This window comes from Acinetobacter terrae (assembly GCF_002135195.1).
GTDB classification, from domain to species: Bacteria; Pseudomonadota; Gammaproteobacteria; order Pseudomonadales; family Moraxellaceae; genus Acinetobacter; species Acinetobacter terrae.
Genome location: NZ_NEGF01000001.1, coordinates 200,007 through 215,384 on the forward strand (window position 1 = coordinate 200,007; position 15,378 = coordinate 215,384).

Sequence of the window (15,378 nt, forward strand, 5' to 3'; positions counted from 1 at the left end):
TTTTAGCCGGCTATGCTAAATCACAATTTAGTCTTCTTCATCGTCAAAGTCGTCGTCATCATCCAGATCATAATCAAAATCTTTCAGTTCACGCTCCAAACGACGTTGTGCGAGAAGGTCATCAATGAGACGACGTTTTTCCAAAGACTCTTTAGCACTAATTTTGCTTGAGGCTTCATCAAAGCTAACATCATCATCACTGAAGCTATCGTCTAGTTCAAAATCTGTAGAAGACACTAAAACTACCTCATGGTGAAAAAAAGTGAATGGGTCTAGGCGCTATTTATCTTTGTTCCGAATTCTTGTCAAGTTTTTTTTAATTTTTTTATATAACAAACTCAATTTACTCTTGTTTTTTGACCCTGAAATTGTATATTTATGAGGATGTATAATTTCCATCATGACGCATACAGAAAAGCGATTATATTTCCAATGCAATCCATTCAATGGACTTGAAAAAAAAAATTCCAACCCAATATTGAAAACAATTGTTAAATCAAAGTCATCTTTCCAAATGATACTTGAGCAATCAATTCAAAACTATTTTAAGCGAATTGTGCTATCATGCACGGTTTTTCACTGCCACAGATTCAATGAAGAGTAAGCAAAGATGAGCGATATAACTTCCCCTACTTCGCAAGTAGCGGCTCTGATTAGCCGAGGCAAAGAGCAAGGTTACTTAACTTACGCTGAAGTTAACGATCATCTCCCAGACTCGATTACGGAAAGCGAACAGATTGAAGACATTATTCAAATGCTTCAAGACGTCGGCATTCCAGTGCATGAACGTGCGCCTGAATCTGATGACACCATGTTCGACGGTAACAATGCGGAAGCAACCGATGAAGTCGCTGAAGAAGAAGCGGCAGCTGTTCTTGCTTCAGTTGAAAGCGAACCTGGTCGTACCACTGATCCAGTACGTATGTACATGCGTGAAATGGGAACGGTTGAACTTTTAACACGTGAAGGCGAAATTAGCATTGCTAAACGCATTGAAGAAGGTATTCGTGACGTTCTTCACTCTATTGCGTATTGGCCAAATGCAGTTGAAGTTGTATTAAAAGAATATAACGATGTTGCCGAAGGTGAACGTCGTCTTGCTGATATTTTATCTGGTTATTTAGACCCAGAATCTGATGAAGAAATTCCAGAAGTTTTAGAAGAAGCTGAAATTGTTGTTGAAGAAGCTGCAGCTGCGACTAAAACAACTAAAGATGTAAAACTGGATGATGACGAAGAAGAAGAAGCTGAAAGTGATGATGATTCTGAAGCCGAGTCAGGTCCAGATCCAGAAATTGCCCGTGTTCGTTTCACCGAATTGGAAAATGCGTGGAAACTAACCAAAATTGCCATTGAAAAGCATGGTCGCGATAGCAAACAGGCTGAAGAAGCGCAGCAAGCACTTGCAACCGTGTTCATGATGTTCAAGTTTACCCCGCGTTTATTCGACATCATTTCAGAAATGATCCGTGGTACGCATGAACAAATTCGTACTTCTGAACGTGAAGTGATGCGTTATGCAGTACGTCGCGGTCGTATGGATCGTAACCATTTCCGTACTTCGTTCCCGGGTCAAGAATCAAATCCGGCCTGGTTAGATGAACAAATTGCAAAAGCACCTGCTGAGCAAAAAGTTTATTTAGAAAAAGTACGTCCAGATGTGCTTGCATTCCAACAAAAGATTGCAGACATCGAAAAAGAACTTGGTCTTGATGTTAAAGGCATTAAAGACATTTCTAAACGCATGTCGATTGGTGAAGCCAAAGCACGCCGCGCGAAAAAAGAAATGGTTGAAGCAAACTTGCGTCTGGTTATTTCGATTGCGAAGAAATATACCAACCGCGGCTTGCAATTCCTTGACTTGATTCAAGAAGGTAACATCGGTTTGATGAAAGCCGTAGACAAGTTTGAATACCGTCGTGGTTATAAATTCTCGACCTATGCAACTTGGTGGATTCGTCAGGCGATTACCCGTTCTATTGCCGACCAAGCACGTACCATTCGTATTCCGGTACACATGATCGAAACCATTAACAAGATTAACCGTGTATCGCGTCAGCTTCTTCAAGAAATGGGTCGTGAACCGACTCCTGAAGAATTGGGCGAACGTCTGGAAATGGACGAAGTTAAAGTGCGTAAAGTACTCAAAATTGCCAAAGAGCCGATTTCTATGGAAACGCCGATTGGTGATGATGAAGATTCGCATCTTGGTGACTTCATTGAAGATGGCAACATCACATCTCCAATTGATGCTGCAACTTCAGAAGGTTTAAAAGAAGCGACTCGTGAAGTGCTTGAAAACTTGACTGAACGTGAAGCGAAAGTCTTGAAAATGCGTTTTGGTATTGATATGCCAACCGACCATACTTTGGAAGAAGTGGGTAAGCAATTTGATGTAACACGTGAGCGTATCCGTCAGATTGAAGCCAAAGCATTACGTAAATTACGCCATCCTTCTCGTTCTGAACACTTGCGTTCATTCTTAGAAAATGACTAATTCTTGATGATACCGATGGGGGCTTGAAAACAAATCGAGCATCCCCATCTATATTCTTAAGACATACAACGCCTGCATTCATGCAGGCGTTTGATATAAGGGGACTACTATGACCATGTTAGACCGTACGCCATCTCGCGAACTTCGAGAAGATCTCTGGGTTTTCCCTATGGATTATCCAATCAAACTGATTGGTGAAGCAAGTGATGACTTACATGTCGCTGTTGTAGAAATTTTAGTGAAACACTTCCCTGACTTTGATAGCACGAGTATTAAGATTCAAGCTTCTCGCACAGGTAAATATCACTCTTTAACTGCACAACTGCTTTTCTTGGAGCTTGAACAAGTTCATGCGCTGTATGCCGATTTAGCCGCATGTCCATTGATTAAAACAGCACTTTAAGAAAAATTAAAAAAACACGCCAAGAAGCGTGTTTTTTTATAACTACAAAAAACTGTTGAGTCCCTTCCAATAAAAATGGCAAATCACGTGGGTGATCGTCCCCTATCCCACCCTGATTTCATTATAATCATTCACAATATTTAAACTTTTTAAGGACGCACTTTACGTGACTGATGCTGTTCTAAAACCAACGCTTATTATTCGTCAATTTAACCAGCTCACACCCTATCTCGATCGTTTTCAGGACATGAAAAGCCTGACTGAAAACCGTGATGAAAACACCCCAGATGAACTGTGGATTTTGCAACATCATGAGGTTTTAACTCAAGGTCAAGCAGGAAAGCCTGAACATATTCTGATGCCCAGTAACATTCCTGTGGTGCAAACCGATCGCGGCGGTCAAGTGACTTGGCATGGTCCGGGTCAACTGGTTGCCTACTTCATGTTTGACCTAAACCGTTTAGGCTGGAATGTCCGCACTTTAGTGTCTTATGCCGAAAACTTAATGATTGAACTGCTCAAGAAATACGAGATTGAAGCCTATGCCAAACCGGATGCGCCCGGGGTATATGTCGCAGAACGTAAAATTGGTTCTTTAGGCTTTAAAATCCGTAAAGGACGCAGCTATCACGGCTTGGCTCTAAATATTGATTGCGACCTATCTGGCTTCCATACCATTAACCCATGTGGTTATGCAGGAATGGAAATGGTTCGTGTCATGGACTTGGTTCCAAACTATCCGCACTTTAATGATTTATGTACAGATATCATTGAAACTTTAGACAACAGCGGTTACTTTAATCAAGTCCAAGTCATGCAACAATAACTTTGCTTTTGACATAAAAATAAATTAGAGTATTTACTCTAAACTAATAAAATATTTTTTAGATAAGGGATGCGCGAGTGATTTCAACCAAATCCGTAAAGCCCGCTTTACAACTGACCTATGTCAAACTCATGATGGATGTGATTGGCAGAGGTCTGGTAATGGCGAGTCAAGTCGATGACGAAGTAAAACAGGAAGTTTCCAACTTCCCTGTCGGTTTTGTTCTATCGATGAAAGTATTTCCCAATGGCCCGGCTTTTATTGCGAAAGTCACGGAAGACCATCAATTAAAATTACTCCAATCTGTAGATATCAAGCCTGATTTAACCATTACTTTTAAGCACTTAACGCATGCTTTTTTAGTGTTTTCTTTTCAGGAAAGTACTGCACAAGCCTTTGCCCATGACCGCATGATTGCCGATGGCGATATTTCTTTCGCGATTCGTCTGGTCCGTTGCTTAAATAAAATGGAATCGCTGATTTTACCTAAACTCCTGGCTGAGCTTGCTGTAAAACAATATCCAACTGAATTGAGCCTAAAACAAAAACTCACTGGAGCTGCAAATATTTATTTGAAACTAGCTCAATCTTATTTTAAACGGAGTGCATAACATGGCTAAGCCTTATTACGAATTTTTCTGCCCAGTAAAAGTCATCGCAGGTCATGCCGCGTTAGAACACATTCCATTTGAACTTGCGACTTTGGGTGCAAAACGCCCATTGATTATTACCGATAAAGGTGTACGCGCAAATAATTTACTGGTTCCGATCGAAGCTGCATTTGAATCTACCGATGCGGTGATTGGTTATATTTTTGATGATGTCCCACCCGATTCAAGCGTACAAACTGTTCGAAATGCAGCAAAAGCGTATCGCGAGAATAACTGTGATGCGATTATTGCAGTGGGTGGTGGTTCGGTGATTGACACTTCCAAAGCGACCAATATTCTGGTGACTGAAGGTGGTGATGACTTACTGAAGTTCTCAGGTGCGCACAATCTTCCAAAACCGTTAAAACCATTTTTCGTGATTCCAACGACTTCAGGCACCGGTTCAGAAGTAACGATGGTTGCCGTGGTTTCGGATCTTGAAAAAAATGTCAAAATGCCATTTGCATCTTATTACCTGATGCCACATGCAGCGATTCTTGATCCACGCATGACGCAAACTTTACCGCCGCATTTAACCGCCATGACTGCAATGGATGCATTGACCCATGCGGTTGAAGCCTACACCTGTATGGCTGCAAATCCAATTAGTGATGCCTATGCCACTGCTGCAATCAAAAAAGTCAGCAACAGTTTGTTCAATGTACTGGATAACCCCACAGATGAGTTTGGTCGTCTGGAATTGGCTCAAGCCTCCACTATGGCAGGGATCGCCTTCTCTAACTCAATGGTAGGCCTAGTGCATTCATTAGGACATGCCTTAGGTGCAGTTGCGCATCTGCCGCATGGGTTATGCATGAACTTATTCCTTCCTTATGTACTCGAATACAATAAAGAAGTGAATGGCGATAAAATTGCAGAATTATTGCTTCCTTTAGCGGGTCCCGATATTTACGCCCAAACACCTGCTCACTTACGTGCAGATAAAGCGATTGCAACCATTTTGACCATGCGAGATCGCTTAAATACACTAACCAAGTTACCACGTACTTTACGTGAAACAGGTAAGGTATCTGAAGCACAGTTAGATGAAGTGGCAGAAAAAGCTTTAAATGATGGTTCTATTATTTACAACCCTAAAGAAGCAAGCTTAAGCGATTTAAAAGCGATCTTAAAAAAAGCTTGGTAAATATTGAAAAATAAGCGAATATAGCAAAAAATTGGCCTGGTGTTTTTTTAAGCATCGGGCTTTTGCTTTGTGGAAAATTAAAGTTAGATTTTTATATCGAATGGCATATTTTCTGCATTAATAATTCATAAAGATACTGGCAAAAGATACCAAACTAGAGTAGATTGGCGCACTTTTGTTTTATTCGTATAGGGGGGATCGTTCGTCTCAAACGATCCTTATAAACATGACTGATCCTTGATCAACGATTAAGAGGATAACGCCGTTGACAAATATCTCTGGGACTCCATCGGCAGCTAAACTGCAAAAAACGCTGGGACTCTGGCACATCATTATTATCGGTTTAGCTTATATACAGCCCATGACGTTATTTGACACTTTCGGCCTAGTATCGGAAGAAAGTCATTTTCACGTACCGACATCCTACATATTTGCACTCGTTGCAATTTTATTAACATCCCTGAGTTATGGTCATATGATTCGTCGCTACCCTTCTTCGGGTTCGGCGTATACCTATGCTCAAAAATCGATTCACCCCAATGTCGGCTTTATGGTGGGTTGGTCATCTTGGCTAGACTATTTACTGTCTCCAATGGTCAACATCATTCTTGCTGGGATTTACCTTGAAGCACTATTCCCTGATGTAAACCACTGGGTTTGGGTGATTGTACTCACGGCATTCATGACCGGTGTTAACTTACGTGGTGCGCGATTTGTTGCGAACTTCAACAGTATGATTGTGTTAGTACAGTTGGTTGTAATTGCTGTATTTACCTATTTGGTTTATACCAAGCTACAAGCGGGCTTTAATGCAGATGGTCCAATCTCTGCAGAACAGCGCTATCAGCTTTGGAGCCTTGAACCGTTTTGGAACGAGCTGACTTCAGTCGGTGCACTAATTACCGGTGCAACTTTACTGTGCTTCTCATTTACTGGTTTTGATTCACTGAGTTCACTTGCTGAAGAAACCAAAGATACTGAAAAGACATTGCCTAAAGCAATTTTCTTAACTGCTTTGATTGCCGGTGTGATTTTTATTATCAGCACCTACTTCATGCAAATTTACTTCCCGAACGATCCGAAAACATATTTTGAGGATATTGCAGCGACTCAGCCAGATATTTTAATGCTTGTTGGTGGTTCACTATTCCAATCCTATGTTCTTGCTTTTGCGATTGTGACAGTGTTGGCCTCCGGTATTTCAGCACATGCTGGCGTATCACGCTTAATGTTTGCCATGGGTCGTGATGGTGTCATTAACAAGAAAATCTTTGGTCATATCAGTCCTAGAAGCCTAACACCTTCATACAATATTTTAATTGTTGGTGCTGTGGCTTTAACTGCTGGCTTTATGAATCTTGATACGGTGATTTCACTGATCAGTTTCGGTGCCTTAACTGCATTTACTTTTGTAAACCTGTCAGTAATTTCACGTTATGCATTGCGTGATGGACGCACTAAAAATTTCAAAGATATTTTAAACTTTGTGATTGTGCCATTACTCGGTTTCATTAGTGTGTTTGCACTCTGGCTTGAAATTGAGGAAACATCATTGAAATATGGCTTATGGTGGGCAATGTTCGGCATTTTATATCTTGGTTATAAAACCAAAGGTTTTAAACAGCCTGCTCCACAACATAACGAGTTTGATGATTCTTATTAATGCGTTAATTCACTCGATAAAAAAGACGCTTTATGCGTCTTTTTTATTGGTTTAATGATTGATTTAATTGAGTAATTAAAGCTTAGTGAGGCTGAATTTTTTCATTATTCTTTGAATACCCAGAATTATTTCATTAAAAAAATTGAAACTACTTTGTATTACAGATTACTTTATTGTTACCGTAGTTTTTTAAATTTTAGGCTTAAAAAAAGCTGCTCTTAAGCAGCTTTTATGAGCAATAGACTTTAAACCAAAGTTTTAAAACCTTGCTGACGCCATGCTTCATACAAGATCACAGCAGTCGCATTGGACAAGTTTAAACTACGTGAGTTTTCTGCCATCGGCAAACGAATCCAATGTTCTTTAGGGAACATCATACGCACATTTTCAGGCAAACCACGAGTTTCTGGTCCCATCAATAATGCTACCGGACGGTTTAAATTTGAGGTATGTGGAGTTTCAACACCTTTGGTGGTTAAGGGATAAATCTCATCATTTCCAATGCCCTGCTCTTTTAAATGTACCAGACATTCTTCAAAGTTTTCCCAAACTTTCATATGTGCCCATTCATGATAATCCAAACCTGCACGTCTTAGCTTTTTATCATCCAGCTCAAAACCCAGCGGTTTTACCAAATGAAGTTGCGCACCGGTATTGGCACATAAACGAATAATATTCCCGGTATTTGCAGGAATTTCTGGCTCGTACAATACGACATGAATCACGGGAGTTCTCTACTTTAAATAAAATGACAAGCTTGATTAAGCTTGCCACTGCAATTGTTCGCGCAACTTTACCACTTCACCAATAATGGTCAGGGTTGGCGCTTGAATTTGATGTTCTGTCACTTTAGAGGCAATATCTGCCAACGTCCCTACCACCACTTTCTGGTCTGGCGTAGTTCCTTTAGAAATAAGCGCTACAGGCATATTAGGTCGTTGACCATGGGCAATAAGTTGGGCGCAGATTTTTTCTAATCCCACCAAGCCCATATACAACACCAAGGTTTGATTTTCATAGACCAGTTCATGCCAAGGCAACTCAGGTGAACCTTCTTTCAAATGTCCTGTCAGGAAGCGGACACTCTGCGCATAGTCACGATGCGTTAAAGGAATACCGGCATAAGCTGAACAGCCAGAAGCCGCCGTAATCCCTGGCACCACCTGAAACGCGACACCTGCAGCAAACAGCTCTTGAATCTCTTCACCACCACGACCAAAGATAAATGGATCACCGCCTTTTAAACGGCAGACACGCTTACCTTGCGCTGCGTATTCCACCAATAAAGCATTAATACCGTCTTGTGGAACACTATGATTAGACCGTGCTTTGCCGACATAGATTTTTTCTGCATCACGGCGACACAAATCCAAAATCGGTGGAGATACCAAACGGTCATAAATAACCACATCGGCTTGTTGCATCAAACGTAAAGCTTTTAAGGTCAAGAGCTCAGGATCACCCGGACCGGCACCGACCAAATAGACTTCGCCTTTAGGCGCTTTCCACTCAATTAGGGCTTGTTCAATCAAACGATCCGCTTCAGCAATATTGTCATTAAACACCTGTTCTTTGAGTGGACTGGCATACAAGTCTTCCCAAAAAATACGGCGCTCATCAGGATTCTCAATTTTAGCTTTTACTGCAGCACGCCATTTTCCAGAAAATTCAGCCAGCTTACCCATTCCATGGGGAATAGATGCTTCAAGCTGAGTTCGGATTTGACGTGATAAAACCGGTGATGTGCCATTAGTAGCAATTGAAACCACCAAGGGTGAACGGTCAATAATTGCTGGAACCATAAAACGACAATGCGGTGGATCATCCACACTATTCACCAATATTTTTTCAGCTTCGCAGGCTTCAAAAACTTGAACATTGGTTGTTTTATCATTGGTTGCGGCAATCACCAAACGGTAATTGCGTAATGGAATATCTGGACTAAAAGGTGCTTGGACATATTGCCCTTGGCTAGTTTCAACAATCTCAAGTAAATTACTTTCAATTTCAGGTGCAATCACATGAATGACTGCGCCTGCTTTTGCCAAAAGGACTGCCTTACGGTATGCAATACGCCCACCACCGACAATCAGACAAGGTTGCTGTTGCAACTTTAAAGAGATTGGAAAGATATCCACGAATTACCTCAGTATTTTAAATCTGACTGTCTTAAGCAATTTTCATGCACAAAACTGTGCCGTTTAACGATTTATTGAGCAATCCGAAGATTAATCAATAAATTCTGCACCACCCATATATGGACGAAGCACTTCTGGAACTTCAATAGAACCGTCTGCACGTTGGTAATTTTCCATCACTGCAAGCAAAGTACGACCGACCGCCAAACCAGAACCATTTAAGGTATGCACAAATTCTGTTTTCTTTTGGTCGACACGGTAACGCGCTTTCATACGGCGCGCCTGAAAGTCACCCATGCATGAACAGCTTGAAATTTCACGATAGGTATTTTGGCTCGGCACCCAAACTTCCAAATCATAAGTTTTGATTGCACCAAAGCCCATATCACCACCACAAAGGATGATTTTACGATATGGAAGACCAAGTGCTTGCAAAATACCTTCCGCATGACCAGTAAGCTCTTCCAAAGCTTGCATAGAATCTTCAGGTTTAACAATTTGCACCATCTCAACTTTGTCGAATTGGTGTTGACGGATTAAACCACGAGTATCTCGACCATAGGAGCCCGCTTCACTACGGAAACATGGCGTATGTGCAGCATATTTGAGTGGTAAACGGTCAGGATCAACAATTTCATCACGCACGAAATTGGTGACAGGCACTTCTGCAGTCGGAATTAAATAAAGTTCTTTTTCACCTTGTAATTTGAATAAATCTTCTTCAAATTTAGGCAATTGACCTGTACCACGTAAAGAATCTGCATTGACCAAATACGGGACATAGGCTTCGGTATAACCATTTTTGAGGGTATGGGTATCCAGCATGAATTGGGTAAGCGCACGTTGTAAACGCGCCAATGGACCTTTTAGAACACTGAAACGCGTACCGGTCAATTTGGTCGCAGTTTCAAATTCCAAACCGCCCATCCATTCACCCAGGTCAGTATGATCTTTAATTTCAAAATCAAATTGACGCGGTGTGCCCCATTTTAAAATTTCAACATTATCATCTTCATCTTTACCCTCAGGTACAGATTCATGCGGCATGTTTGGAATAGTTAAAGACTTGGTTTCAATTTCATTTTGCAATTCAGCAAGTGCAACTTCAGCTGCTTTAATTTCATCACCAATCGCAGCCATACGCGCCATGATTTCAGATGCATCGCCACCAGATTTTTTAATTTGGCCAACTTGTTTAGCACCCGAATTACGCTCTGCTTGTAAAGCTTCAGTTTTTGATTGAAGCTCTTTACGGCGAGCTTCAAGTGAAGCCCACTCTTCTACATTAAGCTGTACACCACGTTTTGCTAAGGCTAAATTTACAGCCTCAATATTATTTCTGATTAATTTCGGGTCGATCATAGCCAATCTTTTGCAAAGAAAAAAACTGGCTATAGTGTAAGCGCTAAACGCTAAAAAAGACAGTGACCAAGCTTACAGCTGTGCCTTATTAAAGCAAATTTAACCGAATTAACTAAAAATCAAGGTGTCGGATAGTGTGGCAAACTTGGCAGATATTCCGCTTTAACCAATTTGGTCAACGCAACATAAGGTAAGCTAAGTTCGGTCATCCCTTCTGCATAAGAAGCCAGTTCGTATAAGGGATAAACAAACACAATGCCATTGGCACCATAGTAGAAATTATCACTCAACTGTAACTTGGTGCGTTCAATACTATGTTGATCCAGCCACATGCTATTTGAGTCATACAAGGTATCTAATACCTGCTGTTCTGCACCCTTCACCAGAATATCTTGTAGCGCCAAGCGCTTTTTGGTTTTCAAATCAAAATTCACAAATTCCTGGTGATGCATGCCATGTGCTGCACCCGATGAATAAGTATAAGTTTGAATGGCAAATGTCGCACGATCATACTGCTGACTAACAAAGCGCACATAGGTCGAACTTTGACTTAAGTTAGGATTAGCACCCTCAGCGGTATTGATTTTTTGATTTGGGGCGGTTGAAAAAGCAATAGGATCAGCTTTTTTAATTCGATCAATAAAATAATCATCAATCCATTTAAGATTGGTCTTTACGGTCTGAATATCATATTGCATACAGCCATCTGCATCGCAAGCTTCTGGCTTGGTCAATTTGACCGGAACAACTTTGGCTTGAATTAATGCAATGGATTCAGACTTTTCCTGCTTTGTGGTACTCGCCTGTTCGCTTTTCGGTACAGCCCGCTCCTGACAACCCGCCATGACAAGTGTCGCGAAAGAAACAGGAAGTGCCCATAGCCATTGTTTATTCTTGCGTATTTCCATTTTATTTTTACAACCTAAGACCTTTTATAATGCCCCTGCACTATACAAAGCTCAGTAACTGAATGAAATTTTAAATATGTATCTTTAAAAATATTTAGTCTTATAGATATGAATCAAAGATCTCATGATTTTAAGATAGATCCACCCAATTGCCATGAAAGCCCAATGGCACATGTACACCAAGCATAATTTCGGCTTGAGGCTGAATGTTTAAACCATGAGCTTTTAAAATCACTACTTTAGAGGATTCTTTATGGATGTGATGCACATAGCATAACAAATAACCCTCCCCCTCAGCTGCATCCAATGACTCGGCAATAAAGACAACTTCTCCAGTCACCCATTGATCACCAAACTCATAGGTGGTTTTTTCACGAGTTTGCAGGTCGTGACAAATCAAATGATTGGCTTTGGTCATGATCACAGGATCAAAACTGACACTATAAATATAACGATGCTGCTCACCAGTATAACGCTCATCAATTCTTGGAAATTCTTGCGCCTGCGAATCTATCACCTGTCTATCGACAGTATTTTGTTTCGAATCAATCACCCAGCGTTCCAATTGAGTTTTTTGCTGCTCAAATGGACCTTGATGGGATTTTTTAAACATGTAGCGATGAACCACCACATCCAGAATTATTTGCTGTTGATCATTCCGATAAGCATTTGCGGCATGAAAAATAAAACAAGGATCTATAGCAATCCACTGTACTTCATCGGCACGACCATATTTAGGCAAAATCCCAATGCGTGCCGCATGCTGTTCATTCCATTCATAAGGCAAAGGATTGCCTTTGATAAGTTGCTTGAAAGAAAAAGTGACCGGCAAATCAAAAATTAAAACCTCCTGCTCGGTGATGGCACAATCATGAATCATGGGACCATGTTGCACAGGAATTTTAGCCCAATGCAGTAAAAGCCCCTGCTCATCAATCACTTCATAATAGGCGTGTTTGATATCCAGCGCATCATAGCAAATGGCATGTAAGTGCCCTGTTTTATTGTCTTTATGTGGATGTGCAGTAAAAGGCAGATTGGCATCTGTATTAAAAAGACGGTGCTCTTCCGTGTTCAGGTTTAAGTCTAAACGTACCGGCAAAGTGCCCGCTTCTACACTCGCCCAAATTTTATTGGCATGATAAAAAGCATTGGTATTCACCACATCACCGGGACCACGGCGAAACCCTGCTTTAACAGCCTTATTCTTTTGCTTTTGTACGGAATCCGTTTCGATATAATGGCTTTTAAACCACACTGCTTTTCCATCTTCAATTTTTAAAGCATGCAGCATTCCCTCACCTGTAAACCAATGATAGCAATCTGGATTTTCAACATGAATCGGATTTGGGCCTATTCTCAACAATAGTCCCGTCAATTGCCGTGGAATTTCCCCCATGACCTTAAATTCGCGCTTTTCCACCTCATCTACGGGACCAAATATCCCATCGAGATACGGATTTTTTGCCTTAGCTTTAGATGAGTTTTTAGCTGAATTTTTTGATCTTCTTTGTAGCCAAGTCACCCCCAAACCCATGACTTTTTGACGATAAGTATTAAATTTTGATTTTAATTTTGTGAAACGCGGATAATCCACGGATGTAGTCACTACATTATTATTTTCCACTTTTTAAATTCTCCTGAGCTTTTTTATTTATTGCTTTAGTCTTTGTTACTTTTTTCTTTGTCTTAGGGGGCATTGATCTTGGTTATTTTGCCCTTCACTTCTTATCATTCAATTTATATTTTTATGTATTGTGAGTTGTAACACTTATTCTGCAGCTTAGAGCCATGTTTGCATAATGGCACTTTGCCTCTCAAAGCATCGCTATATTTTTAGCAAAATATAAACTAAAAAAAGCAGTCATGAATGACTGCTTTTAAATAAACTTTGCTACTTAATTTAATTATTATAAATCAATTGATTATTGATCAATAATATCGGTACCTTTAGGCGGTGCAAAATTAAAGGTTGATGCTGGAATTGAAGGATTCAATTTCACGTTATTAAATCGAACATACGTGGTTTGACCAAGTGAATCTTCCAAAATCATCAAACTTGGCGCTTTGTTTACCCCAAAGCTAATGGTCAAGCTTTGGAATGCGCCATCACGGTCTTTAGGAAGCAAGGTGTAATAAGTCTTGCCTTTATCCGGTTGCGTCACACGATATGACTTCATAATCTGACTGGTATTACCCGACAATAACAAAGCTGGTGTATTGGCTACCTGGTCATCCAAACTTTGACGAACTGCCTGTTGTAAGTCAGGGTCATAAATCCAGACAGTTTTACCCGAAGTCACAATGGTTTGTTTTGACGGACTCGTGGTTTCCCAGAAAAACTTACCAGGACGAGCAACCTTCATCACACCTTTAAAGGTTTGATTCATGTGTTGTCCGGTTAAGCCTTTTTTCTGTGGCGCTTTATTTCCTGCTGTCGCTTTTGTAGTTTGTTCAAAATTTGCTGACAAACTACGGATATTACTTAACTGTTTTACCAAATTATTGGTTGCTTGTTGCTCCGATGCTGCAACAGGCGCAGCAAAAACAGTAGTACTTATTACCGGTGCAAGCGTTGCTGCACCTAATGTCATAGCACATAGGGTTTTACGAAGCATTTTCATATCATCACCTTTTTATTTGCTGTATCGCAATTTCTTCAATGTCCCCATCTTAAACCAATTTTTATTCCTAATAATTGAGAAAATAAGAAGTTTTGTATTGTTATTAATGCTCAATGTAGATTTTTCTACATCATGATGAAGGACCCAGATTGTTTTTGACCAATTTACAGGCATAAAAAAACCCACATCAAATGTGGGTTTTTTTCTATTTAAGCTTACGCTTCAACAGATACGTAGCGACGACCGAATTGGCCTTTCACTTCGAATTTGATCACGCCGTCAGCGGTAGCAAATAAAGTATGGTCACGGCCCATACCTACGTTTGTACCAGCGTGGAATTCTGTACCACGTTGACGAACAATAATGTTACCAGCAGTCACAGATTGACCACCGTACATTTTAACACCTAACATTTTAGGGTTCGAGTCACGACCGTTACGTGTCGATCCACCAGCTTTTTTAGTAGCCATGTTTCATAATCCTCGTAATTAGCCTGAAATAGCAGTAATTTTCAACTCGGTAAACCATTGACGGTGACCTTGTTGTTTACGGTAATGTTTACGACGACGCATTTTAACAATACGGATTTTGTCGTGACGACCGTGGCTAACTACTTCAGCAGTTACTGTAGCACCAGCAACAACTGGAGCACCAATTTGAATGCTTTCGCCGTTTACAAGCATTAATACGTCATCAAACGTAATAGTTGTACCAGTTTCAGCTTTCAACAATTCTACTTTAAGGGTTTCACCCTCAATAACACGGTGCTGTTTACCACCGCTTTGGATTACTGCGTACATAATGTACTCCAAACATGCCCGTGTCGTCGTGCCGATAAAGGAATATACCGATCTTAATACGAGCGCCACTGGGGTATATACAAGGGCAAACATATTAAGTGATAATAAATCAAACGACAAGCCATTTTAGCGTTTTTTTTGCGCTGATCGAATGTTTATTTTATAAACGATCAAAATCTAAAAAATAAATTACTTTTTACATCGGAATCTTACATTTTATAAAATGAAATAGATTTTTAAAATCAATTCGCTACTATAAACTACGAAATGCCAGATTCAGTCACATATGTGGTGAGTTATTAGAATTGGCACTCATTTAAAACCATTTACTTAGTCAGGTTTTAAGCAACTATATTAAGA

15 protein-coding genes are annotated in these 15,378 nt (G+C 40.4%); 6 read left to right on the forward strand and 9 right to left on the reverse strand.

The window, feature by feature from the left end; genetic code table 11:
• Window positions 1-27: 27 nt before the first annotated feature.
• The gene (locus B9T23_RS01015; protein WP_067723989.1) at window positions 28-237 is read right to left on the reverse strand and encodes a PA3496 family putative envelope integrity protein; all 210 of its coding nucleotides are present in this window, start codon (window positions 235-237) and stop codon (window positions 28-30) included.
• Between the two features lie 373 nt (window positions 238-610).
• Between B9T23_RS01015 and rpoD the strand changes: the two genes are divergently transcribed.
• The 6 genes from rpoD to B9T23_RS01045 all read left to right on the forward strand — a co-directional run bounded on the left by rpoD (window position 611) and on the right by B9T23_RS01045 (window position 7,186).
• Window positions 611-2,497: an RNA polymerase sigma factor RpoD gene (gene rpoD, locus B9T23_RS01020; protein ID WP_086192530.1), complete on the forward strand. Its 1,887-nt coding sequence runs from the start codon at window positions 611-613 to the stop codon at window positions 2,495-2,497.
• A gap of 115 nt (window positions 2,498-2,612) precedes the next feature.
• Entirely contained in the window at window positions 2,613-2,900 is a 288-nt protein-coding gene (locus B9T23_RS01025; protein ID WP_067724198.1) for a YbeD family protein, read from the forward strand.
• Between the two features lie 166 nt (window positions 2,901-3,066).
• Window positions 3,067-3,726 carry a lipoyl(octanoyl) transferase LipB gene (gene lipB, locus B9T23_RS01030; protein ID WP_086192532.1) on the forward strand — a complete coding sequence of 220 codons (660 nt, stop codon included), beginning with the start codon at window positions 3,067-3,069 and terminating at the stop codon, window positions 3,724-3,726.
• Between the two features lie 77 nt (window positions 3,727-3,803).
• Window positions 3,804-4,337: a hypothetical protein gene (locus B9T23_RS01035; RefSeq protein WP_067723986.1), complete on the forward strand. Its 534-nt coding sequence runs from the start codon at window positions 3,804-3,806 to the stop codon at window positions 4,335-4,337.
• Window position 4,338: 1 nt separating this feature from the next.
• The gene (locus B9T23_RS01040) at window positions 4,339-5,523 is read left to right on the forward strand and encodes an iron-containing alcohol dehydrogenase (protein WP_086192534.1); all 1,185 of its coding nucleotides are present in this window, start codon (window positions 4,339-4,341) and stop codon (window positions 5,521-5,523) included.
• 265 nt (window positions 5,524-5,788) lie between these two features.
• Window positions 5,789-7,186, forward strand: a complete 1,398-nt coding sequence (locus B9T23_RS01045; protein ID WP_086192537.1) for an APC family permease — start codon at window positions 5,789-5,791, stop codon at window positions 7,184-7,186.
• A 245-nt stretch (window positions 7,187-7,431) separates the two neighbouring features.
• On the opposite strand, the gene B9T23_RS01050 is transcribed toward B9T23_RS01045, so the two are convergent.
• From B9T23_RS01050 to rplU, 8 genes are all read right to left on the reverse strand, one after another.
• The gene (locus B9T23_RS01050; protein ID WP_086192540.1) at window positions 7,432-7,911 is read right to left on the reverse strand and encodes a tRNA (cytidine(34)-2'-O)-methyltransferase; all 480 of its coding nucleotides are present in this window, start codon (window positions 7,909-7,911) and stop codon (window positions 7,432-7,434) included.
• A gap of 36 nt (window positions 7,912-7,947) precedes the next feature.
• Window positions 7,948-9,324: a siroheme synthase CysG gene (gene cysG / locus B9T23_RS01055; RefSeq protein WP_086192543.1), complete on the reverse strand. Its 1,377-nt coding sequence runs from the start codon at window positions 9,322-9,324 to the stop codon at window positions 7,948-7,950.
• A 90-nt stretch (window positions 9,325-9,414) separates the two neighbouring features.
• Window positions 9,415-10,686, reverse strand: a complete 1,272-nt coding sequence (serS, locus tag B9T23_RS01060; protein WP_086192545.1) for a serine--tRNA ligase — start codon at window positions 10,684-10,686, stop codon at window positions 9,415-9,417.
• Between the two features lie 119 nt (window positions 10,687-10,805).
• Window positions 10,806-11,594 carry an RsiV family protein gene (locus B9T23_RS01065; RefSeq protein WP_086192548.1) on the reverse strand — a complete coding sequence of 263 codons (789 nt, stop codon included), beginning with the start codon at window positions 11,592-11,594 and terminating at the stop codon, window positions 10,806-10,808.
• A 130-nt stretch (window positions 11,595-11,724) separates the two neighbouring features.
• Entirely contained in the window at window positions 11,725-13,221 is a 1,497-nt protein-coding gene (locus tag B9T23_RS01070) for a carotenoid oxygenase family protein (RefSeq protein WP_228145885.1), read from the reverse strand.
• 298 nt (window positions 13,222-13,519) lie between these two features.
• On the reverse strand, window positions 13,520-14,218 hold the full coding sequence (gene lolA, locus B9T23_RS01075) for an outer membrane lipoprotein chaperone LolA (protein ID WP_086192550.1): 699 nt from the start codon (window positions 14,216-14,218) through the stop codon (window positions 13,520-13,522).
• Window positions 14,219-14,433: 215 nt separating this feature from the next.
• Entirely contained in the window at window positions 14,434-14,688 is a 255-nt protein-coding gene (gene rpmA / locus B9T23_RS01080; RefSeq protein WP_067723977.1) for a 50S ribosomal protein L27, read from the reverse strand.
• 18 nt (window positions 14,689-14,706) lie between these two features.
• Window positions 14,707-15,018 (reverse strand): 50S ribosomal protein L21, encoded by a 312-nt coding sequence (gene rplU, locus B9T23_RS01085; RefSeq protein ID WP_067723976.1) that lies wholly within the window; start codon window positions 15,016-15,018, stop codon window positions 14,707-14,709.
• Window positions 15,019-15,378: the final 360 nt, after the last annotated feature.